General features: G+C 63.8%; 16 protein-coding genes. 7 read left to right on the forward strand and 9 right to left on the reverse strand.

Features of this window, described 5'->3' with window-relative positions; all coding sequences use genetic code 11:
* Positions 1-4 precede the first annotated feature (4 nt).
* Positions 5-1,120, reverse strand: coding sequence for an alanine dehydrogenase (ald, locus tag IRL76_RS13830; protein WP_200981892.1), 1,116 nt, complete (start codon positions 1,118-1,120; stop codon positions 5-7).
* Positions 1,121-1,245: 125 nt separating this feature from the next.
* Between ald and IRL76_RS13835 the strand changes: the two genes are divergently transcribed.
* The 3 genes from IRL76_RS13835 (at position 1,246) to IRL76_RS14675 (ending at position 7,728) form a co-directional block, all read left to right on the forward strand.
* Positions 1,246-1,710: an Lrp/AsnC family transcriptional regulator gene (locus IRL76_RS13835; RefSeq protein WP_200981893.1), complete on the forward strand. Its 465-nt coding sequence runs from the start codon at positions 1,246-1,248 to the stop codon at positions 1,708-1,710.
* Positions 1,711-1,889: 179 nt separating this feature from the next.
* Complete coding sequence (locus IRL76_RS13840) at positions 1,890-4,580, forward strand: TonB-dependent receptor plug domain-containing protein (RefSeq protein WP_200981894.1); 2,691 nt, start codon at positions 1,890-1,892, stop codon at positions 4,578-4,580.
* A gap of 268 nt (positions 4,581-4,848) precedes the next feature.
* On the forward strand, positions 4,849-7,728 hold the full coding sequence (locus IRL76_RS14675; RefSeq protein WP_200981895.1) for a TonB-dependent receptor domain-containing protein: 2,880 nt from the start codon (positions 4,849-4,851) through the stop codon (positions 7,726-7,728).
* A 70-nt stretch (positions 7,729-7,798) separates the two neighbouring features.
* Here IRL76_RS14675 and IRL76_RS13850 read toward each other — a convergent pair whose 3' ends face one another.
* The 3 genes from IRL76_RS13850 to IRL76_RS13860 form a co-directional block, all read right to left on the reverse strand.
* The gene (locus IRL76_RS13850; RefSeq protein WP_200981896.1) at positions 7,799-9,334 is read right to left on the reverse strand and encodes a TIGR00341 family protein; all 1,536 of its coding nucleotides are present in this window, start codon (positions 9,332-9,334) and stop codon (positions 7,799-7,801) included.
* 34 nt (positions 9,335-9,368) lie between these two features.
* The gene (locus tag IRL76_RS13855) at positions 9,369-11,711 is read right to left on the reverse strand and encodes a DNA translocase FtsK (protein ID WP_200981897.1); all 2,343 of its coding nucleotides are present in this window, start codon (positions 11,709-11,711) and stop codon (positions 9,369-9,371) included.
* A 71-nt stretch (positions 11,712-11,782) separates the two neighbouring features.
* Positions 11,783-12,319, reverse strand: coding sequence for a thiamine phosphate synthase (locus IRL76_RS13860; protein ID WP_200981898.1), 537 nt, complete (start codon positions 12,317-12,319; stop codon positions 11,783-11,785).
* Between IRL76_RS13860 and IRL76_RS13865 the strand changes: the two genes are divergently transcribed.
* Positions 12,318-12,980, forward strand: a complete 663-nt coding sequence (locus IRL76_RS13865; RefSeq protein ID WP_200981899.1) for a YggS family pyridoxal phosphate-dependent enzyme — start codon at positions 12,318-12,320, stop codon at positions 12,978-12,980. The two genes, IRL76_RS13860 and IRL76_RS13865, sit on opposite strands and share 2 nt — an antisense overlap.
* 10 nt (positions 12,981-12,990) lie before the next feature.
* Here IRL76_RS13865 and IRL76_RS13870 read toward each other — a convergent pair whose 3' ends face one another.
* On the reverse strand, positions 12,991-15,750 hold the full coding sequence (locus IRL76_RS13870; RefSeq protein WP_200981900.1) for a [protein-PII] uridylyltransferase: 2,760 nt from the start codon (positions 15,748-15,750) through the stop codon (positions 12,991-12,993).
* A complete protein-coding gene (locus tag IRL76_RS14635) occupies positions 15,747-17,441 on the reverse strand; it encodes a class I adenylate-forming enzyme family protein (protein ID WP_200981901.1) in 1,695 nt (564 codons plus the stop codon). The genes IRL76_RS13870 and IRL76_RS14635 overlap by 4 nt, the downstream gene beginning before the upstream one ends.
* A 165-nt stretch (positions 17,442-17,606) precedes the next feature.
* On the opposite strand from IRL76_RS14635, the gene lgt reads away from it, so the two are divergent.
* From lgt to IRL76_RS13890, 3 genes are read left to right on the forward strand one after another with little or no spacing between them, the layout of a single operon-like run.
* Complete coding sequence (gene lgt, locus IRL76_RS13880; protein ID WP_200981902.1) at positions 17,607-18,482, forward strand: prolipoprotein diacylglyceryl transferase; 876 nt, start codon at positions 17,607-17,609, stop codon at positions 18,480-18,482.
* On the forward strand, positions 18,479-19,564 hold the full coding sequence (locus tag IRL76_RS13885; RefSeq protein ID WP_216629299.1) for a class I SAM-dependent methyltransferase: 1,086 nt from the start codon (positions 18,479-18,481) through the stop codon (positions 19,562-19,564). Before lgt ends, IRL76_RS13885 begins: the two co-directional genes overlap by 4 nt.
* Positions 19,561-19,971 (forward strand): DUF2147 domain-containing protein, encoded by a 411-nt coding sequence (locus IRL76_RS13890; RefSeq protein ID WP_200981903.1) that lies wholly within the window; start codon positions 19,561-19,563, stop codon positions 19,969-19,971. Before IRL76_RS13885 ends, IRL76_RS13890 begins: the two co-directional genes overlap by 4 nt.
* Here IRL76_RS13890 and IRL76_RS13895 read toward each other — a convergent pair.
* Genes IRL76_RS13895 through IRL76_RS13905 form a run of 3 tightly spaced genes read right to left on the reverse strand, consistent with a single transcriptional unit; the run spans position 19,968 to position 22,722 of the window.
* Complete coding sequence (locus IRL76_RS13895; RefSeq protein ID WP_200981904.1) at positions 19,968-21,503, reverse strand: ABC transporter permease/substrate-binding protein; 1,536 nt, start codon at positions 21,501-21,503, stop codon at positions 19,968-19,970. The two genes, IRL76_RS13890 and IRL76_RS13895, sit on opposite strands and share 4 nt — an antisense overlap.
* A complete protein-coding gene (locus tag IRL76_RS13900; protein WP_200981905.1) occupies positions 21,500-22,267 on the reverse strand; it encodes an ATP-binding cassette domain-containing protein in 768 nt (255 codons plus the stop codon). Before IRL76_RS13900 ends, IRL76_RS13895 begins: the two co-directional genes overlap by 4 nt.
* A complete protein-coding gene (locus IRL76_RS13905) occupies positions 22,264-22,722 on the reverse strand; it encodes a hypothetical protein (protein WP_200981906.1) in 459 nt (152 codons plus the stop codon). The genes IRL76_RS13900 and IRL76_RS13905 overlap by 4 nt, the downstream gene beginning before the upstream one ends.
* Positions 22,723-22,739 lie beyond the last annotated feature (17 nt).

Here is a 22,739-nt window from a genome sequence, read left to right on the forward strand (position 1 = left end):
TACCTTAGCCGATAACCTCGGCCACCGGGCGGTAGTCGTATCCCAGTTCCTTGGCCACGGCTTCGTAGGTTACCTGGCCAGCGTGGACGTTGAGCCCCTCTGCCAGGTGCGGGTCGCTGCGCAGCGCTTCCTTCCAGCCGAGATTGGCGATGCGCAGGGCATGCGGCAGGGTAACGTTGTTGAGCGCGTATGTGCTGGTGCGCGCAACTGCGCCCGGCATGTTGGCAACGCAGTAGTGGACGATGTCGTCGACCACGTATGTCGGCTCGGCATGCGTGGTCGCGCGGCTGGTTTCGAAGCAGCCACCCTGGTCGATCGCGACGTCGACGAGGACCGCGCCCTTCTGCATGTCCTTGAGCATTTCGCGGCTGACCAACTTGGGCGCGGCCGCGCCCGGGATCAGGACTGCGCCGATGACGAGATCGGCTTCGCATACCGCCTCGTAGAGATTGGCGGCGTTGGAAAAGCGCGTCTTGGCGCGGCTCTCGAAATGGGTGCCGACGCGCTCCAGTACTTCGGGGCTGCGGTCGAGGATCGTCACGTCGGCACCGAGGCCAGCGGCCATCTGCGCCGCGTTAAATCCGACCACCCCTCCGCCGATGACGGTAACCTTGCCCGGCATCACGCCCGGAACGCCGCCGAGCAGCACACCGCGTCCGCCATGGGCCTTCTCGAGCGCGGTGGCGCCTGCCTGCACGCTCATGCGCCCGGCAACCTGGCTCATCGGCTTAAGCAGAGGCAGCTGGCCGCCCGGGCCGGTCACGGTTTCGTAGGCGATGCCGGTGACGCCGCTGGCGACGAGTTCCCTGGTCTGCTCCGGATCGGGAGCGAGGTGGAGGTAGGTGTAGAGGATCTGGTCGGCACGCAGCTTGGCGCGCTCCACCGCCTGCGGTTCCTTGACCTTCACCACCATTTCGCATTCCGCGAAGATCGGATCGGGTCCGTCAACCACCTTGGCACCCGCAGCGACATACTGGGCGTCGGTCGCACCGATGCCCGAACCGGCCTGGGTCTCGATCCAGACCTCGTGACCGTTGTTCACGAGTTCGCGCGCGCTCTCGGGCGTGAGGCCGACGCGGTATTCGTGGTTCTTGATTTCCTTAGGGCAGCCGATGCGCATGATGTCTCTCCTTATCGGTCCGACATAGCGCCAAAGCCGGGGAATGTTTTGCCTCAATAATCTCCCGATTGACCGATGATTGGAAAATATTACTGTATGAGACCACATATGTGGGAAAATATTGCATGGACCGCGCTGACAGGAAATTGCTTACCGCTCTGCAGGAAGATTCGACGCGTTCGCTGGCCGAGCTTGCAGACCTCGCCGCGCTGTCGCCGTCGGCCTGTCACAGGCGGGTCAAGGCGCTCGAGCAGGCAGGGATTATTTCGGGCTATGGAGCGAGGCTCGATCCGGCCCGCCTCGGCCTCAGCCTGGTGGTGTCGGTCGAGATCACCCTGATCAGCCAAAGCAGTGAGGCAATGGCTGCGTTCGAGGCGGCGGTGCAGGACTTCGACGATATCCTCGATTGCCACCTGATGTCGGGCGCTGGCGATTACCTTCTGCGGGTCGCTGCGCGCGATCTGGAGCAGTTCGATCGAATTCACCGCGAATGCCTGTCGCGGCTTCCGGGCGTTTCCTCGATGCGCTCCAGTTTCCAGATTCGCAGTATCAAGCGCTGGACTGGCTATCCCGTAGCGCGAGACCTTTGAGGCGGCATCGCTTCAGTGATGCCGAAATCACCCGCATTGCAATTATGTTACGAAAAATTCAGGCAAAGGGTTGTTTTCTGAAAGGTGCCGGTTAACCCTGTCCCTCGGGTCGAATGCGGGAGGGGCGGCGTCAGGCCGATATTTCCGCATGGACTAAACGTTCCTGGGGAGAAAACCTTATGAATTTTAGAGGGAAACAGCCTTCGGCGCGGGCGCTGCTCGTTGCTGCCACGGCGGTTTGGGCGCTTGCCAGCGCCGACGTCGCGATGGCGCAGGATGCCGGTAGCGATGATACCGCTGCAGCCGAAGAGGATTCCGACGCTCCGGCCATCGTCGTCATTGGTACCCGCCGTACTGACCGCAGCGCGGTGAATTCGGCATCGCCGGTCGATGTCATTTCGGCGAGCGAGATCCAGTCGCAGCCGGCCGCGAACATGCTCGACGTCGTGAAGAACGTCGTGCCGTCGTTCTTCGTGCCGCAGAACACGATTTCGGACGCATCGACCTTCGTGCGCGCGCCGTCGCTGCGCGGCCTTCCGGCCGACAACATTCTCGTCATGCTCAACGGCAAGCGTTTCAACCGCTCGGCGCTGGTCCAGGTCTACACCGGCGGCGACACGGCGCTGTCGTTCGGATCGCAGGGCGCGGACATCTCCTCGATCCCGGCGATTGCCGTGGGCAACCTTCAGGTCCTGCGTGACGGCGCGACCGCGCAATACGGTTCGGATGCCATCGGCGGCGTGCTCAACTACGGTCTGCGCGACGATACCGGTTTCGAGGCGCAGGCACTCTACGGGCAGCACTATGAAGGCGATGGCGAAACCTGGCAGATTTCCGGCTACGGCGGGATCGGCCTGGGTGACAACGGTTTCATCTCGGTTGCCGGCGAATATTACGACAGTGAAGGCACCAGCCGCGGTGTCCAGCGCCCTTCGGCAGTGAACTTTGCCAACCAGTTCCCCAACCTGGCCGACCAGCTACCCAACTATCCGGGCCCGGTACAGATCTGGGGTTCCTCGCCTTCGCACGGCTGGAAGGTCGTGGTGAACAGCGAATTCGAAGTTTCGCCGCAAGCCACCTTCTACCTGTTCGGCAACTTCGCCAATTCGAAGGCTGACCAGAGCTTCAACTACCGCGAGGCGGTGACCACCACGGCCACCCGCTTCAACGGGACATCGTCGTCCACGGGTACGCTTTCCGCAAACTCGGCATTCCGTCATCCGATCTACCTGACGGCATGTCCGGCGGGCAACGCAACCTGCCCGAGTGGCGGGTTCGTGCGCGACGCCAATGTGTTCAACTTCACCGAGCTCTATCCGGCCGGTTTCACCCCACGCTTCGTTGGCGAAACCGATCAGGCGATCGGCGTTGCGGGCATCAAGGGCTCACTGGATTCGGGTTTCACCTACGACCTTTCGGGGTCGCTGGCCCGCCAGTCGCTGAACCTGTCGATGTACAACTCGCTGGCACCTTCATACGGTCCGGCGACGCAGACCGAGTTCCAGTTCGGCAAGCTGATCCAGCGCGAACTCAACCTCAACCTCGACATGACCTATCCGCTCGACATGGGCCTTGCGAGCCCGGTCACGTTGTCGTGGGGTGCTGAATTCCGGCGCGAGGAATACGAGGCGACCGAGGGTGATCCGCAGTCCTACGGTGCCGGCCCATACGCTGTGCAGGACCTCTATGTTCAGACCTCGCCGGGCGTCTATGCCTATGACTCCACCGTAACCATGCCTCCTGCGGCCAGCGGCTACGGCGGCACCAGCCCGACCTTTGCCGGCACCAGCAGCGAAAAGAGCTGGGGCGTCTACGTGGGTGCAGAAGCCGACCTTACCGATCGCCTGTCGATGGGTATTGCCGGTCGTTACGAGGACTACGAGAACTTCGGCAGCGCTACGGTCGGCAAGATCAACGCCCTGCTCGAAGTGACCGATGCCGTTTCGCTGCGCGCGACGGCGGGCACGGGCTTCCACGCTCCCTCGCCCGGCCAGAACAACGTCCAGGTCCTGACCACTACCTTTATCCAGGGCAACCAGGTGCAGGTGGGTACCTATCCGGTGACGAGCGACATTGCCCAGTTCTACGGGGCAACTACCCTCGGACCGGAAGAATCGACCAACTTCGGTGCCGGTATCGTCATCAAGCCGTCGAACAACTTCACGCTCACGGCAGATGGTTATTCGATCAAGGTGCGCGACCGTATCGGTATCTCGCAGACCTTCACGGTGAGCGCAGCCGACATCGTCGCCCTGCCTTCGCTTGCCGGTGTGGGTGAAGGCGGATCGGTCCAGTACTTCACCAACGGCTTCGATACGCTCACCCGCGGTATCGACGTCGTGGGTACCTATCGTACCGGCCTTGGCGACGGCTCGCTCAACCTCACGCTCGCGTACAACTACAACAAGAGCAAGGTGACGAACTTCGACCCGGGTGTGATCGGACCGACGCAGCTGATCGACATCAAATACCTTGCGCCAAACCACCGGGCGACCTTCTCGGCCAACTGGGAAATCGGCGATTTCGCGATCAATTTCCGTGAGAGCTATTACGGCGAATGGCGCGATTCCAACGACTATCCCATTCGTGAAGGCAATCTCTCGACCGGAGCGATCATCGATGGCCAGCACTTCGGTGCCAAGTTCATCACCGATCTCGACGTGAGCTACACCTTCGCGGACAAGTACACGCTGACGGTGGGTGCGAACAATCTGTTCGATACTTATCCCGACAAGATCGCAGCCACGGTGAACAATCCGATCTACGATCTGACGGGCAGCATCTCGAACGGATCTATCTATCCGCGTCCGGGCGGGCCTTTCGGCCTCAACGGCGGGTACTGGTACGCTCGTATCCGCGTGAAATACTGATCGCGCGATACATTGCTAAGCGATGCGGACGGGGGGACGAGAGTCTCCCCGTCTTGCATTATACTGATAGAATTTTGGCTTATACATGCAGCGTGCGAGCTTGATCGCCAATAGCTGGGCTAAATACTTCCAATTCTCTCCACACCCGCCATGTGGTGCAATTGTAACAGGGGCGCAACATTACGCTATGCCCGTAAAATAACCTTTTGCCGAAATCCGATTTGGAGCGATCATTTGATCCTTGCAACATGACAAGGACACAGTTCTTATGCGTCGTTCTTTCCTTCTTGCTTCGAGCGGCTTTGCCCTCGCAGTCAGCGCAACCACGCCCGCTTGGGCCCAGGAAGTAACGTCCGGAGGCGCGGAAGCGGCGGAAGCCACTCCGGGAGCACCGATCATCGTCACTGGTTCGCGCATTCGCCGCGACCCGCTCGACAACCCCTCACCCGTCATTTCCCTCGACGATGCAGCGCTGGAGCAGACCGGTCTTTCATCGGTTGCGGACATCCTCCAGCGCCTCCCCAGCGCTGCCGGCGGCCTGAACACCAAGGTCAACAACTCGGGTAACATCGGCAACCCGCAGGATGGTGGCGGCGTCGGTGCAGGTACGGCTGAAATCGACCTGCGCTACCTGCTGGCCAAGCGTACCCTGGTCCTCGTCGACGGCATGCGCTACGTGCCCGCCACTGCAGCCAGCGGCATTCCCTCGACGATCGACTTGAACTCGATTCCGCAGAGCATGATCCAGCGGATCGAAGTGCTGCAGTCGGGCCAGTCCCCGCTTTACGGCTCTGACGCCATCGCCGGGGTCGTCAACATCATCACCAAGCAGCAACAGGATGGCCTGCAGGCCTCGGCCAAGTATGGCCAGTACCTCAAGTACAACGATGGCGAGACGCTTGACCTGTCACTGAGCTACGGTGCCAGCGGCGAGCGTGTTTCGGTCGCAGCCGGCATCGATTACGTCGACCAGAAGCAGGTCCGCACCGCCAATCGCGAACTGACCCAGTTCCCTAACCCGGGCCAGACCAGTTGCACCGATCCGATCGGCGGCTGTTCGTCTGGCACGCTCGGCGGGCGCATTGCGTTCAACCCGGGCAACCCGTCGCTTCCCGCAGGTGGCAGCGTCACCGTGCGCAGTTTCCCGCTGACCACGCGCGGCGTCTACGACCCGACGCTTGTCGGCGGCGACTTCAAGGCCTTCACAAGCGCCGATCGCTTCAACTTCGCGCCCTTCAACCTGCTGCTGACGCCTTCGGAGCGTTACGGCGCGTGGCTGAGCGCCAAGGCGGAGCTGACCGACACGATCAACCTGCGCACGAGGATGGTCTACAACCGCCGCAACTCGAAGAACCAGGCAGCATTCCTGCCGCTGTTCCTCGGGCCCGATGCGGGTAACGGCAACCTCCTCGACACCGTGTCGATCGACGTGACCAACCCGTACAACCCCTTCGGCATCACGCTCAATTCGGGTACCGACGGAAACCCGGCGACCTACAGCTTTATTGGCCGCCGACTGGTTGAAAATGGCCAGCGCACCTACACCCAGAAGGTCGACACTTGGACTGTGGCGGCGACGCTCGACGGACGCCTCGGCGCAAACTTCTACTGGGACGTGAATGCTGTCCTGGGCTGGAACGATGCGCACCAGCTGTTCACGGGTAACGTCAACGCCGCCAAGGTGGCGCAGGCGCTCGGCCCGGTCGCCAACTGCACCGGCGACTGCGTGCCGCTGAACATCTTCGGCGGTGCCGGGTCGATCACGCAGGACATGCTCAACTTCATCTCGTTCGACGAGAGGTCGAAGAGCGACCAGCGCCTCCAGGACTACACGGCGAACCTCTCGGGTGACCTCTTCGAACTGCCAGGCGGCATGGTCGGAATTGCGGTCGGCTACGAGCATCGCCACCAGAGCGGTTCGTTCACCCCCGATCCGATCATCCAGGCCGGGCTTGGTGCCGACATCCCGGCGCAGGCTGCGTCGGGCAGCTACAACACCAACGAGTTCTACGGCGAGTTGCGGGTGCCGCTGCTCAAGGAGACGCCGTTCTTCGAACTGCTCGAACTTGACGGTGCGGTCCGGTACGCGGACTATTCGACCGGGTTCAGCAACACCAGCTTCACCGGCACGCTGCTGTGGAAGCCGGTGCCCGACATCCTGTTGCGCGGATCCTATGCCGAAGGCTTCAGGGCCCCGGCGCTCGGCGAACTCTTCGGTGCGCAGTCGCGTGCCGACGCGCCGATCGACGATCCCTGCACCAACGTGGCCGGATCGCCTTGGCAGACCGACACCACTGTGCGCCAGAACTGTATCGCCAACGGGGTACCCTCGGATGGCAGCTATAACGAGCCCAATGGTGGCCAGCTCCCCACGCTGACCGGTGGCAACTCGGCGTTGAATCCCGAAACCTCCGAGACCTGGCTGGTCGGTGCAGTATACAGCCCCGACTGGGCGCGCGGCGGAGCGTTGCAGGACCTGAGCCTCGAGGTGAACTATTACGACATCACCGTCGACGGGGCGATCGCCGCGATCAATCCGCAGGTCACGCTGGCACGTTGCGCATCGCTCGGCGACGCACTGGCCTGCGACAATGTGACGCGTACCGCCAGCGGTCGCATCGCCAGCATCCAAGGTCTGCTGCAGAACATCGGCAAGATCGAGACAAGCGGGTACGATGCCACCTTCAATGCCCGAACCAGCGAAGGCGGTGCCGGAAGCTTCGGCCTCTCGGTCAATGCCAATCTGCTGACCAAGTACAAGGAAACGCTCCCGACCGCAGGCGGATCGGCGACGGTGGACTATCGCGGTACGACCCGCGGCTTCCCCGACCAGTCGTATCCGAAGTTCAAGGCGACGAGCGTCCTTTCCTGGTCGCTTGGCGGCTTCGATGCGGCGTTCACCGGCCGGTACATATCCAAGGTGACCGAAGCAGACGGCAAGGAAATGAACTCGCGGTTCTACACCGACATGCAGTTGGCCTTCACGCCCAGCTTCATGAACGATTCCTTCCGCTTCACGGTCGGCATCCTGAACCTGTTCGACAAGGATCCGCCGGCTTGCTTCAGCTGCACGGGTCCGAATTACGACCCGACGACCTACGACATCCCGGGTCGCTTCGGATACGTCCAGCTGAACTACAAGATGTGATGCAAATGGAGGGGCAGGCGGTGCGCTTGCCCCTCTTTTGTTGCCTGCGCCCTGTGTGAATGAGGGCCGGCTACTGGATTGCCCAGCTTGCTCTGACCTCTGGCCCGCGCCCCGTTTCCACTCTGACGCTCACACCAGACTTTGCAAGTTGCTCGCCAATCGGGTTCGCGTCACGATCAGCGCCCGAGAGTACCACGGTGTTTCCCGTCCGCCGGGCTGCCCAAGCGATCAGGGCCAGGGCCTTTGCGCCATCCTCGTCTGGAGTGCCGTCCTCAAATGTGATGCTGGGAAGCGTAAGCGACGGTGGCCGCAGCAACACCGTCCATCCCGGCACGTCGGACGACACCCGTCGCTCCAGTTCGCGATATCCTCCAAGCGTCAGGCCGGGCAATTGCCTTGCCGTAGCCATGACCCGCCGGTTCTCGCGGTCGATCATCACTTCATCCCGACCGATGCCAGCGACGAGTGCCATGCGATCGCCGAGGCCGCTAATCTGCCGCTCGTTGGCCTCTGCCTGCTCTTTCGCCCGGGCCTGCGCCAAGGCGGCCTGCTCCGCAGCGCCCGGGTCGGTGCCGACACGGTACTGGTCGATATTCACCGCGACCGGGGTGCCGAGCCGTTCTTCCAAACGCTTGGCGATCTCGGTATTCGCATTGGTGCGGAATTCGGGAGTGAAGACGCTGGCGGTCACGTTGACCGGGTCGGTGTCCCAGCTCACGACAGGCTGGTCCACCCGCGCTTTCGCGCCGAACGCTGCCTTTACCTCCTGGTTGACCACGCGCTGGCCGTTGGCCTCCCAGGCGATTGTCCGCAGAGAAAAACCGAGCGGTATTGCGAGCGCGATGAACACGGCCACGATGGCCAGCGACTGCACGCGGCTCTGGCGTTCCGAAAGGCCCGAACGATAGCCATAGAATCGCGCCATGACGGCCGCCGTCAGGGCGATGGTGACGAAGTTGGTCACGAACAATCCGAGTGCCCCGAAGAACACCGTCCAGTTCATGGTCGCAAGGCCGAAGCCGACCACAGCCAGCGGCGGCATCAATGCGGTAGCAATCGCCACGCCGACGATCGTACCCTCGCGCCCGCGAATGACGGCATAGCCGCCAGCCAGGGCCGAAAAGAGCGCCACCAGCAGGTCGAAGAGATTGGGTCGCGTACGTGCGGCAATCTCGCTCGTCACCGTCTGCAGGGGCGAAGATACGACGATGAGCGCGCAGAACAGGACGGCAAGTCCACAACCGACAGCCAGAGCCCTGGCGCAGCGGCGCAACCACTGGGCGTCGCCGGTAGCGAGGGCGAAGCCCGTGCCGATAATTGGATTCATCAGCGGCGACAAGAGCATGGCGCCGATGACCACCGCCGGTGAGGAAAGCAGCAGGCCGAGGATGGCGATGCCTGCCGACATCGCGATCATGAAGACATAGCGTGTCGTCAGCAGGGATTCGTCCCTGACGCGGGCGATGGTTTCGGCGTGGTTGGTCTGGCCCACCACTTCCTCTTGCCACCAGGCGCGCATTTCCGCGAAGGCGCGGAGGATCGTGTACTTGCTGATCGGCCCGCGTTTCGGACTGTCGTTTCCAGCCGCCGCTGCAACGTCGGTCATGCCCACCCCCTCATTTTCTAGGTCTGGCCGGTTGCTAGATCGGATTGCCGTCGCGGTCGCGGAATATCTCGCGTCGCCCGACGTGGTTGGCGGGCCCGACAAGGCCGTCGCCCTCCATCCGCTCGATCCACTTGGCCGCCGTGTTGTAGCCTACCCCCATCTGGCGCTGGAGCCATGAGCCAGAGGCCTTCTGGTTTTCGAACACGATCTGGCAGGCCTGGCGGTATTTGCGTTCTTCCGGATTGTCGGAGGCGGTGAACTCGTCCTCGAAGCTGAAGCCGAAGCCTTCTTCCGGCTCCTCGGTGACCGCATCGACATAATCGGGCTTGCCCTGCGCGCGCCAATGGTCGGCGACCTTCTCGACCTCTTCATCGGAAACGAAGGGCCCGTGGACGCGGATCATGGCGCCGGTGTTGGGCTTGTAGAGCATGTCCCCCTTGCCCAACAGCTGTTCGGCGCCCTGTTCGCCAAGGATGGTGCGGCTGTCGATACGGCTCGTCACCTTGAAGCTGATGCGGGTCGGCAGGTTCGCCTTGATGACGCCGGTAATAACGTCGACCGAGGGACGCTGCGTTGCCATGATCAGGTGGATCCCCGCAGCACGCGACTTCTGTGACAGGCGCTGGATCAAAACTTCGATTTCCTTGCCGACGGTGACCATGAGGTCGGCAAGCTCGTCGACGATCAGCACGATCAGCGGCAGCGGTTCGTAATCGAGCTGCTCTTCCTCGTAGATCTCCTCGCCCGTCTCGGGGTCGAAGCCGGTCTGGACGCGGCGGCCCAGCGGCTTGCCCTTGGCGATGGCGGTTTTGATCTTCTCGTTGAAGCCGGCGATGTTGCGCGAATTGACGCTGCTCATCATGCGATAGCGGCGCTCCATCTCCTCGACTGCCCACTTCAAGGCGCGCACCGACTTCGCGGGTTCGGTCACCACCGGGCTGAGCAGGTGGGGAATATCGTCGTAGGTCTTCAGTTCGAGCACCTTGGGATCGATCAGGATCAGGCGGCACTCTTCGGGCGTGAAGCGATAGAGCAGCGAGAGCAGGATTGTGTTCAAGCCGACCGACTTGCCCGACCCGGTCGTACCGGCGACGAGAAGGTGGGGCATGGCGGCAAGGTCGGCGACGATCGGCTCGCCGGCGATGTCCTTGCCCAGGATCATCGGCAGGCTGCCCTTGCTGTCGACGAAGGCGGCGCTGGCCGCGAGTTGCTTGTAACTGACCATCTGGCGGTCGGCATTGGGCAGTTCGATGCCGATCACGGTCTTGCCCGGAATCGGCGAGACGCGGGCCGAGATCGCACTCATGTTGCGGGCGATATCCTCGGCAAGACCGACCACGCGACTGGCCTTGATGCCGGGGGCAGGCTCCAGCTCGTACATGGTGACCACCGGGCCGGCGCGGACAGCAGTGATCTCGCCTTTGACGTTGAAGTCGTCGAGCACGTTCTCCAGCAGGCGCGCGTTGCGCTCCAGCGCCATCTTGTCGAGCTTGGGCGCGGAATTTTCCGGCATGTCGTCGAGCAGGTCGAGGCTGGGCAGCTGGAAATTGGCGAACATGTCGCGCTGCTTGGCCTTGGCCGGACGGGGGCTGGCGGGCGCGGGGGCCGGGTCGGCAATTTCGGGGGCGCGGCGGGCCGTGACGGGGGCGTCTTCGTTATCCTCCTCGTCATCCGAAAGCAGCGCAGGCTTGGCCCGCTTCGCCTTCTTCGGGACCAGCGGCAGGTCGATGTCGGAGATATGCGGCCGCTGCTTGACGAAGTCGGGCAGGGTCAGGAACTGCACCCAGTCGATGGCGAAGACGCGGGTAACGAGGGCAATTCCCCCTCCCAACGCGACGAGAGCAAGCGCAAGGACGACCCAGCCAGAGGCCGCTTCGCCGAAGCGGTCCCCGACCGCCTCGATGCCAAGCGCACCCAATTGCCCGAACAGTCCGCCGAGACCCGCAGGCAGGCTGCCGGTCGCCGCATCGAAGACGAGAGCGAGGATCGTGCCGAGCAGGACCATGGCCGCAAGGAGCATGGCGAAAGGCCCCCACCAGCGGCCCGGCGTTTCTTCCTCGTCCTCGTGCTCTACGCCGGTCCACAGGCGGCGGGCGGAAATGTACAGCAGCGGCAGCAATAGTATGGCGGGCAGGCCGAAGTAGTTGAGGACGCGCTCTGCGCCCCAGGCGCCACTCGCACCCATCCAGTTGCGGATGTCGGTACCGGCAGCCGCAGTGGAAGGGCTGGGGTCGGTCTGCGTATAGCTTGCCATTGCCAGCGTGAGGAAAAGCAGCAGGGCGAATAGCAGCCCCGCGCCAGCCATGTGAGTGGCACGGCGAAAGCTGCGGCGGAATGCCGCCCGCCAATCGGGTCCTGCGCCTGCGCGCGAAGCCATGAAATTTCCCCTGATCCGTCGAGAACGGCCATTATGAATCCTCGGCGAGTCCGAGGTCAAGGAATGATCGATCAACCGAGTCCGTCGATCGCTCCCCAACGCGGCCAGTCGAGTTCGCGCGCCCTTTCGTGGGTCATCCCGCCAAGGGCGATAACCGGTACGGGCGACTGCTGTGCGAGGACGTGGAAGCCGTGCACCCCTAGCGTGTGCGCGCCCGGATGCGAGGCGGTCGGGAACACCGGCGAAAGGAAGATGCCGTCAGCCTTGTCTTCGACGGCAGCCTGGAGATCTTCGCCATCGTGCGCAGTGATTAGCCGCAAGCCGGTCCCGCGATGACCCGGGGGGCCATAGCTGCCGTCCGCACCCCAGTCTTCATTTCCTGCGAAGACGACGACGTGGTGACCCTGCCGGGCGATCGTGGCCAGTTCGTCGAACCTCGCCCGCCGCGCCTCTTTGTCGAGATGGTAGTGGCGAAAGACGAAGCCGGAGCCTGTAGGCAGCCTGCGCAACGCCTCTTCCAGTCCCGCATCGTTGCGCGCATCGGACAGCAACCAAAGCAAGGGGAGGGACTGGCGCGCGGGCATCGACACGCTATAGCGCGGCGCCATGGAAATTGCAGATACTCCTCTCGCGACAGTCCGCGCCAACATCGCTGCTGCCTGCAAGATCGCCCGGCGCGATCCGGGCGAGGTGACGCTTATCGCGGTAAGCAAGACGCACCCGGCCGAAGCGATCGTTCCGCTGCTGGAGGAAGGACAGCGCCACTTTGGCGAGAACCGTGTTCAGGAAGCGCAGGCCAAGTGGCCCGGTTTGGAGGAGCGCTTCCCGGGCGCGCAACTCCACCTGATTGGCCAGCTCCAGTCGAACAAGGCGGAAGATGCCGTCCAGCTGTTCGACTGCATCCATTCGCTCGACCGCCCGAGCCTCGTGACCGCGCTGGCCAAGGCCTTCGACAAGCACGCGAAGCAGGTCCCCTGCTTCATCCAGGTCGATGTCGGCGAGGAGCCGCAGAAGGGCGGCTGCCCGGTGAAGGATTTGCCGGCCCTGCTCGATCAGGCGCGTGATGCCGGTATTCCGGTCGCTGGCCTCATGTGCATCCCGCCCTTCGATATCGAGCCCGCGCCCTTCTTTGCCTTTCTCGACAAGCTGGCACGCGACCACGGGCTGGGAGGCCGCAGCATGGGCATGAGCGGGGATTACGAAACCGCCATCAAACTTGGCGCGACGCATGTTCGCGTAGGCACAGCGCTTTTCGGAGCCCGGGGCTGAGCGTGCAACGCTAGGCGTTTTCGAGCTTTTCCTGCATCTCGTCGCTCGCAACTTCGATCAGCCGCGCCTCGATCCGGTTCATCCGTTCGCCCGCGTCGAGCTTTCCGCCGGTCAGGTCGGTGACGTAGAACGTGTCTGCTGCCCGCTCGCCGTAGTTGGTGATGTGCGCCGAATGGACCACAAGCCGACTCTCGAACAGTGCGCGGGCGAGCCGGTTCAGCAGGGCCGGGCGATCGCGCGCATTGACTTCGATGACCGTGAAACGGTTGGATGCCTTGTTGTCGAACAGCACCTGCGGCGACACGTCGAAGGCCTTTGACCGGCTGTGCGGCAGGGGCCGCTGCGCAAGCCGGGGGGCGAGGTCGACCCGGTTGGCCAGCGCATCGGCAATGCTCTTTTCCAGCCGGTCGAGTTGGGCCTTCTCGGCAAACGGATTGCCGTGCGGATCCTGGACGAGGAAGTTGTCCAGCGCCCAGCCCTGGCGCGTCGTGTGGATGCGCGCGTCGATGATGTTCCCGCCGGCGAGGTGGATGCCGCCCGCGATGCGATAGAACAGGCCGGGATGGTCGGCCGCAATGACCGTTACTAGCGTGGCGCCGCGCGCCTCGTAGAACTCGCAATGGACTGACAGGTCGTGCTTGGCCGCGCGCGCCTCGGCATAATGGACGAGGTTCAAGGCGATGATGTCGACCGGCTCGGCAATCCAGTAGGCATCGCCAAGCGTCCTGGCGAGCTTGTCGACCAGACCGGCCTTGTCACCGAGAAGCTCGGCGACCTGCTGCTGCTTCGCGGTCACCCGCTGTTCGCGGCCATGGCGCATATGGCCGAGGCGCAGGCGCTCCTGCGAGACGTCGTAAAGCTCGCCGAGCAACTGCCCTTTCCAGCTGTTCCACGTGCCCGGACCGACCGCGCGGATATCGACCGCGGTCAGGATCGCGAGGTGGCGCAAGCGCTCGGCACTCTGCACCTGCGCGACGAAATCCTCGATCGTCTTGGGGTCGGTCAGGTCGCGCTTCTGCGCGGTATGGCTCATCAGCAGGTGGTTGAGCACCAGCCACGAGACGATGTCCGTCTCGCTCTCGGTGAGGCCGAAACGCGGGCACAGCTCCTTGGCGACTTCCGCCCCGAGGATCGAATGGTCGCCGTTACGGCCCTTAGCGATATCGTGGAGCAGCGCCGCGACATAGGCGACACGGCGCGAATTGACCTTGTGGATCAGCCGGCTGGCGCGCGGATGGTCGGCGGTTAGCTCGCCCTTCTCGATCTTGTTGAGCAGGCCGATCGCGCGGATGGTGTGCTCGTCCACCGTGTAGTGGTGGTACATGTCGAACTGCATCTGCGCGTTGACCTTGCCGAAATCGGGCACGAACTTCCCGAAGACGCCGGTCTCGTTCATCCAGCGCAGGACCATTTCGGGGTCGTTGCGGCCGGTCAGCAGGTCGAGGAACAGGGCATTGGCGCGTGCGTCCTTGCGCACCGCGTTGTCAATGAGACCGCTGTCGCGAGTTGCCTGGCGCATGGTTTCGGGATGGACCTCGAGCTCCTCCGCCTCGGCTAGCTGGAAAACTTCGATGAGGCGCACCGGGTCCTTGCGGAACCAGTCATCCGACGGGGCGGCAATCTTGCCGCCGAAAATGCGATAGCCCTTCAGCGTGCGGGCCTTCTGTTTCCAGCCGGCGAAGAAACCCGACCGCGCGCTCTTGGCCGCGAATTGTTCGTCGATATGCGCCAGGAAGACGCCAGTGAGCGAACCCACGCGCCGGGCGTGGAGGAAATAGAGCTGCATGAAGCGCTCGACCGAGCTCTTGCCTGGCCGGTCGGCGAATTTCATCCGCTCGGCGATGCGACGTTGCATGTCGAATGTCAGGCGGTCCTCGGCCCGCCCGGTCAGCACATGCAGGTGGCACCGAACCGCGAGCAGGAAGTTTTCCGCCCGGCGAAAGCTGCGATACTCGGCAGGGGTGAAAAGACCGACATCGACCAGCTCCGAGGCCGAGCGGACCCGGTGGATGAACTTGCCGATCCAGTAGAGCGTGTGAAGGTCGCGAAGGCCGCCCTTGCCGTCCTTCACATTGGGTTCGACGACATAGCGGCTGTCACCCATGCGCTTGTGGCGGGCATTGCGCTCGGCCAGCTTGTCGGTGACGAAATTGCGCTCGTTCCCGCGCACGACTTCGGCATCGAACCGGCGCGAGCCGTCATCGAACAATTCCTGGTCGCCCCAGACATAGCGGCTTTCGAGCATGGCGGTGCGGATCGTTAGGTCTTCCTTCGACATCCGCAGCGCTTCGTCCACCGTGCGGGTCGAATGCCCGACTTTCAGCCCGAGGTCCCACATCATGTAGAGCATCGCCTCGACCACCTGCTCGCACCACGGCGTGCGCTTGCCGCCGACGAGGAACGCGATGTCGACATCCGACTGCGGTGCCATTTCCGCACGCCCGTAACCACCCACCGCCATGATCGCGAGCCGTTCCGCCTGCGAGCGGTTTGCTGTGGCGTATAGGTGGGTGATCGCGTGATCGTGGATGATCCGCACCAGCTGGTCGATCAGGAAGGCATGCCCGCCCGCGCATTCATGTCCCGCGCTGGGCTTTTCCTCGAGCCGGCGGGCAAGTTCGGCGCGCCCGTCCTCGAGCGCCTGCTTGAGCAGGGCGACGATCTTCGGGCGGGCCTTGTCGCCGTGCTCCCCGACCAGCGCGGCGAGACGGTCGGCGATATCGCGCCGGTCGATGATCGCGCGCTGGGCGGGGATGCGCACGCGGTTCAAGCGGCGAGGTGCTCCTTGGCGAAGGTCGCCTTGACCGTGCGCTTGTCGACCTTCTGTGTGCCGAGGCGGGGAAGCTGTTCCTCGCTCTGCCACATCAGCGCCGGGATCTTGAACGGTGCGATGTGTTCGCGCAGGAATGCCTGCAGGTCCTCTATCGACAGGGTCGTGCCCGGATGGACGTAATAGACCGCCGCGGGCACTTCGCCGAACCGTTCGTCGGGCACGCCGAAGACGCTGCATTCGGCGACGTCGGGATGGGCGTAGATCGCTTCCTCGACCTCGATGCAGGCGATGTTCTCGCCGCCGCGGATGATGATGTCCTTCTTGCGGTCGACGATGAAGAGATATTCGTCCTCGTCGAGATAGCCGAGGTCACCGGTGCGGAAATAACCGTCGTCGGTGTAGGCCGCGGCGGTCGCTTCCTCGTTCTTCCAGTAGCCGAGGAAATTGCACAGCGAACGCATCGATACCTCGCCCACCTGTCCGCGCGGCAAGGGTTTGCCGTCGTCGTCGAGGATGGCAAGGTCGACCAGCGGCTTCGAAGGCATCCCGGTCGAACCGGGCTTGGCGAGGTAGTTCTCGTTCAAATTGCCACAACCCACGCCATTGGTTTCGGTGAGGCCATAGCCGAGCAGCGGGAAGCCTTCGGGGAAGGCCTCGCGGATGCGCTCGACATGCTCGACAGGACGCGGTGCGCCACCGGCGGCGAAGCTCTTGCACTGCGACAGATCGTACTTGTCGCGGTCGGGATGGGTTGCAAGTTCGTAGCTCATCAGCGGAACGCCGACGAAGTAAGTGACCTTTTCCTCGTCGAGCAGGCGCAGCGCCTCGCCCGCATCCCACTTGGGCATCAGCACCAGCTTGCGACCCATGGCGAGCGACTGGAGGAAGACCGGGACCTCACCGGTTACGTGGAACAGCGGAACGGTGACCAGTGCACTCGGCTGCACGGTGGGCGCTTCGCCGCGCTCGGTCATCAGGCCGAGGATCATCGCGGTCTGGCAGACATAGTTCATCACGCCCGACACGACGCCGAGATGGTCCGAATAGGCGCCCTTCGGGTGCCCGGTCGAACCCGAGGTGTAGAGAATGGTGGCCAGATCGCCTGGTCCGAGCTCGCCGAGCATCTGCGTGGCGGTGTCGCCCTCGGCCCAGATCGGCGCAAGGCCCGTGGCCGGATCCCCGTGGTCGAAGATGACGACCTTGGCACTGTGAGAGATACCGTCGAGGCGCGCGGCGCGCTGCGGGTCTGCGAGCACCAGCGAGCATTCGCACAGGTCGATACCGTATGCGAGTTCCTCACCGGTCCACCAGCCATTGAGCAACGTGGCGCAACCGCCGGCCATCAGCGTGCCCATGTAGGCAAGGATCCAGTTGACCGAATTGCGTGCGGCGATACCGACCCGGTCGCCCTTCTTGAGGCCGTGGATCGTCGCCAGTCCGTGCGCGACGTGCCGCGCGGCGGCATAGACTTCGCCGAAGGTCATCCGCATGTCACCGTCGACAAGGAAGACCGTGTCCTTATGTTCGTTGCAGAAGTGCGCGAAGTAATGCGCCAGGCTCGGCGGGGCGTTCTTGAACCCCGGCATCATCACGCCGCGGCGTTCCACGTCGACCAGTTCGAACATCTGTCCGGGTGCGGTCACGTTGGCGGTAAAACGATGGATGTCCTTGTCGAGTTGTGTCGGCATCGGTCCTCTCGGTTCCTCTCCAAATCCGGCGCGCGGCTTCGTTTCGAAGCCCGCGTTTGTACTGCGGCTCGACGCAGGCTTTCCCCAAATGCCCTGCTATGCCAAAAGCCGCCTCCGATGGGTCGCCGGGCGCGGCTGTGAATCAGTCTCTAAAAGGATACGCACTTGCTGTCACTACTCGCCGCGAGCGGCGCTTCGGATCCGATCTACTGGCAGGATCTCGGCCTCAGGCCCTATCTCTTCCAGATCGGCGGCTTCCAGCTACGCTACTATTCGCTCGCCTACCTGTTCGGCATCCTGTTCGCCTATTGGCACCTGTCGAAGATGATCAAGGCGCCCGGCAGCCCGATGGCGCAGCGTCACGCCGACGACCTGTTCTTCTACTGCACGCTCGGCGTCATTCTTGGCGGGCGGCTTGGTTATGCGGCGTTCTACAAGCCCGAGCTCTTCGCCAGCACCGACCTGTTCAAGCTGTGGGAAGGCGGGATGAGCTTCCACGGCGGCGTAATCGGCGTGCTTGTGGCGATCACCTGGGTCGCATGGCGCGGCGGCCTCAACTGGCTGCGCATCTGCGATTACATCTCGGTCAACGTGCCGCTCGCCTACATGCTCGGGCGCATCGCGAACTTCATCAATGGCGAACTTTACGGCCGCCCGGTCGAAGGCGATTTCCCGCTGGCGATGATCTTCCCGACCGATCCGCAGCAGCTGCCGCGGCATCCGAGCCAGCTGTACCAGGCCGGTTTCGAGGGCTTGATGCTGGGCATCCTGATGCTCGCGCTGTTCTGGAAGACCCGGTCGCGCTATCGCCCGGGTTTTCTCGTCGGCGTGTTCACCATCGGCATGGGTCTTGGACGTTTCCTCGTCGAGTATTTCCGCGAGCCCGACGCATACCTTGCCTATGTCGTGGTCCAGACCGGCCTCTCGCGCGGCCAGTGGCTCAGCCTGCCCATGGTCGCCGTCGGCATTATCGTGATGGCCTATTCGATGATGCGACCGGCAATCGGTAGCGCCAACGGAGCGAAGCCGCAGTCCGCATGAGCGAGGATGCCCCCGCCGACCTCGGCGTGAGCTTCCGCCGCCTGATCCGCAGCCACGGGCCGATGCCCGTGGCGCGCTACATGGGCGAGAGCAATGCACGCTACTACGCCGGGCGGGACCCCCTGGGCGCCGCCGGCGACTTCACCACCGCGCCCGAAATCAGCCAGATGTTCGGCGAGATGGTCGGGCTCTGGCTCGCGGATATTTGGGTGCGGGCGGGGCGCCCTGCCGATGCGATCTATGTCGAACTCGGGCCCGGAAGGGGAACGCTGGCGAAGGATGCGCTGAGAGCCATGGCGAGCCAGGGCCTGCGTCCCGAGGTGCACCTCGTCGAAGGCTCGCCCGCCTTGCGCCAGATCCAGTCGGGCGCGCTCGGAGGGGCGATATTCCATGACTCGCTCGACACCTTGCCCGACGACCGCCCGATCCTGCTGGCAGCCAATGAGTTTCTCGACGCCCTGCCCGTGCGGCAGCTGGTGATGACCGAAAAAGGCTGGCGCGAGCGGATGGTGACGCTGGATGACGCCGAAGGTTTCGTGTTTGCTGCCGGACCAGGCCCGATGGACGATGCCGTTCCTCAGGACAGGCGCGCCGCCGAACCGGGCACGGTGATAGAGACCTGCCCGGGCGCTGCTGCTCTCGTGGGGGCACTATGCGAGCGGATCGAGCGGCAGGGCGGCGCGGCGATATTCTTCGACTACGGCTATCTCGCCCCGCAGAATGGATCGAGCCTGCAGGCCATCCGTGCGCACGAGAAGGTTGGCGTCTTCGATGCCCCCGGAGACATGGACCTGACTGCCCTCGTGGATTTCGCCACGCTGGCCGAATTGGCCCGCCGCAGCGGCGTCGCCACCGCTACGGCGGAACAGGGAGCGTGGCTCGCCGCAATGGGCATCGGCATCCGCGCGCAGGCATTGGCAACCCGCAGCCCCGAGCGTTCGAAGGATATTCAGGAAGCTCACGACAGATTGGTCGGAGCCGCGGCCATGGGTGAATTGTTCAAGGTCATGGCGATGACTGCCCGCGACTGGCCGCGCGGGGCCGGTTTCGACGAAGGCCCAAGGAGGAAGCCGCCCGAATGAAACGCCTGCTCGCGCTCGCCGCCCTCATCGCTGCCCAGCCGCTGCTCGCCGCCGAACCCGTCTCCGGACGCTGGGTCACAGCCGAGAAAGATGCCGTGATTTCGATCGGACCTTGCGGCAAGCAGCTTTGCGGGACCATCGCCAAGTTCCTCGTGCCGCCACCGCAGGGCCTCGATCAGCGCGACGTAAACAATCGTGAAGAGGCGAAGCGGAGCCGCAAGCTGCTCGGCATGGCGATCCTCACCGGCTTCTCCGAAGATGGCGACCAGTGGCGCGGGCAGATCTACGATCCCAAGAGCGGCAAGACCTATCGCTCGGTCATCAAGCGCAAGGGTGCTAACGTGCTCGAGGTGAAGGGCTGCATCGGACCCTTCTGCCAGACGCAGGTGTGGCGCCGGTCGAGCTAGAGTCCGGCGCGCTTTGCCAGGCGCCGTGCTGCTTCGTCGAAGGTAAGCTTGTTCTCTTCGCGATCGACCGAGAAATTCGCCTCGCGCATGGCCTCCACTGAAATGGAGCCGACCAGCGGGCGAAGCGCTGCAACCAGCCCTGCGTTCGCGCCGGTCTCCGGGCTCAACAGGATGATGGCATCGTAGTTCGGAAAGGCGCGCTTCGGGTCGGCGAGGGTGACGAGCCTGTCCGCCGCAATCCGCCCGTCGCTGGTATAGGCGCCGATCACATCCGCCTCGCCAGACTTGAGCGCATTGTACATGAAGGTGGGCGAGAAATTGCGCTGTTCCTTGAAGCGCAGACCGTAGGCATCGCGGACCGCGCGCCATTCGGGCCGTTCGAAGAATTCGGGATCGCCGCCGACGGTCAGTTGCGGCGCCACTCGCGCCAGATCTTCGATGGTCTCGATTACAGATGACTGCGCGCGGGCCTCAGTGACCGCAAGCCCGTAGGCGTTCTCGAAACCCAGTCGCCCGAGCACCACCGCGCCGCTTGTACGGGTTTCCCAATCGGTGATTTCCGAAATCATCGCATCCCGATCGGGATTGTCCGTCCTCTCCATCTGGTTGGTCCAGATGGTCCCCGTATAGTCGACGAGGATATCGATGGCTCCGGTCGTGACGGCCTTGTGCGCCACCGCCGAACCCAGGCCGTCGCGATAGTCCACCGCATAACCTTCCGCTTCAAGCCGCTGGCCGATGAGGCGTGCGAGGATGTATTGCTCTGAAAAGCCCTTTGCGCCGATCACCACGCGCCGCTCTTCACCGCCCCCGAATTGCGCCGCCAGTGCGGCAGCGACGCCGAGTGCGACAGCGGCAATGCCGCCCCAGGTGAGTGCGCGTCGCCGCGTTTTCAGGCCTGTCTCGATGGTCCCCAGCAGTGCGTCCGCGACCATGGCCAGGCCAGCGCTGGCAATGCAGCCGGCCAACACCAGCGCCCAGTTCTGCGTCTGCAGCCCGGCAAATATCGGGTCGCCAAGGCTCTTCTGCCCGATGGTGGTGGCAAGGGTTGCCGCGCCGATGGTCCAGACCGCGGCCGTGCGGATTCCCGCCATGACATAGGGTGCGGCCAACGGAGCCTCGACGAGCCGCAGCCGCTGCCACGCGCTCATGCCGACGCCATGCGCTGCTTCGACAACGCCCGGATCGAGATTTGCCTGCGCAGTAACCGCATTGCGCAAGATCGGCAGGACCGCATAGAGCGCGAGCGCGAGCAGGGCGGGGAGGAAGCCGAGCGTGGGCAGTCCTTCGCCGAAGACCGCGCGCAGGCTCAGCAGGATGGGGAAGAACAGGGCGAGTAGCGCTAGCGCGGGAATGGTCTGGACGAGGCTGGCAAAACCCAGTGTCGCACGTGCAACGGTCTGCGACCGGCTCGCCCAGATCGCCAGCGGCAGCGCCACGAGAATGCCCAGCGCCAGCGCCGCAGCCGAAAGCAGGACATGCGCCGCCAGCTTGTCGCCGAGGTCCAGGAGGTCAGTCCAGATTTCGTTCACCGGGCGAGCTCCGCCAGACGGTCCGCCTGCGCGCGCGGAACAGCGACCAAGCCTTGGGCTATCGCTCCACCCGCACCTGCAAGCAGGGCCTTGGGCGTCTCGTCGGCGACAATTCGTCCTCCGTCCATCACCAGGACCCGGTCTGCCAGCAGTAGCGCCTCGGCCATGTCATGGGTGACCATCACCGTGGTGAGGCCGAGTTCGCTGTGCAGCTTGCGCACCGCCTCGCCCAAAGCGTCGCGGGTGATCGGGTCGAGCGCACCGAAAGGTTCGTCCATCAACAACAGGTGCGGTTCGCCCGCGAGCGCCCGCGCCACGCCCACACGCTGGCGTTGCCCGCCCGATAGCTCGTCGGGCATGCGCGTTGCCATTGCCCCTTCCAGCTCTACCAGTTCGAGCAAGTGTCCGATGCGCTCTGGCGAGATTTTCTCGCCCGCGAGTCTCGGGCCGATGGCGATGTTTTCCGCCACGGTCATGTGCGGGAAGAGGCCGATCGACTGGAACACGTAACCGACCCTGCGACGCAGTGCCGGGAGGGGCAGTTCGGCTACATCTTCGCCTTCGAACAGAACGTTCCCCGCATCGGGTTCGATCAGGCGGTTGACCGTCTTGAGCAATGTCGACTTGCCGGAACCGGAGGCGCCAACCAGCGCCACGAACTCGCCCGCACGGATCGAGAGCGTGACGCCATCGACGGCATCGACGTGGCTGAAGCGCTTGCGGACGTCACAAAATTCGAGCGCGGGTTTCGCAGTTGGCGTCACGCTGCCTTGTCGTCCCCGCTATCCGGCGCGACATAATCAACCCGCTCCAGTTCGATCTGGCGACCCTTCTCGTCGCTCGCGTCCATGGTGTCTCCATGCATCCGGTCGGGCTTCCAGCAGGTCTCGGCGCCATTCTCGTCTTCGGGATTGAAGCACAACAGCCCGCCGCCGCTGGCGTCGAAGCGCCACGTTCCGGACTGCCAGGGATCGCCGTTCCGGACGTCGCGATAGCTTCCGTCGCTGTCGAGGTAGGTGGTGAAGCGCGCCCCGTCGTCAGACGTCGCGCGCCAGGCGGTTGCGGCAAAAACCTCTGGTACAGGCGATCCTGTCGGGGAGGCATCGGTGCTGGCGTTCTCGCTCATGCCGGTCGCATCGGCAGTGTCGGCTTCGGGAGCACAACCCGCTACCAGCATCGCCAACCCGACATGCGCCGCTGCCCAGATCATCGCCTTCATTTACGCTCTCCCATGAT

It is taken from the genome of Qipengyuania soli, from assembly GCF_015529805.1.
In the GTDB taxonomy this organism is placed as follows: Bacteria; Pseudomonadota; Alphaproteobacteria; order Sphingomonadales; family Sphingomonadaceae; genus Qipengyuania; species Qipengyuania soli.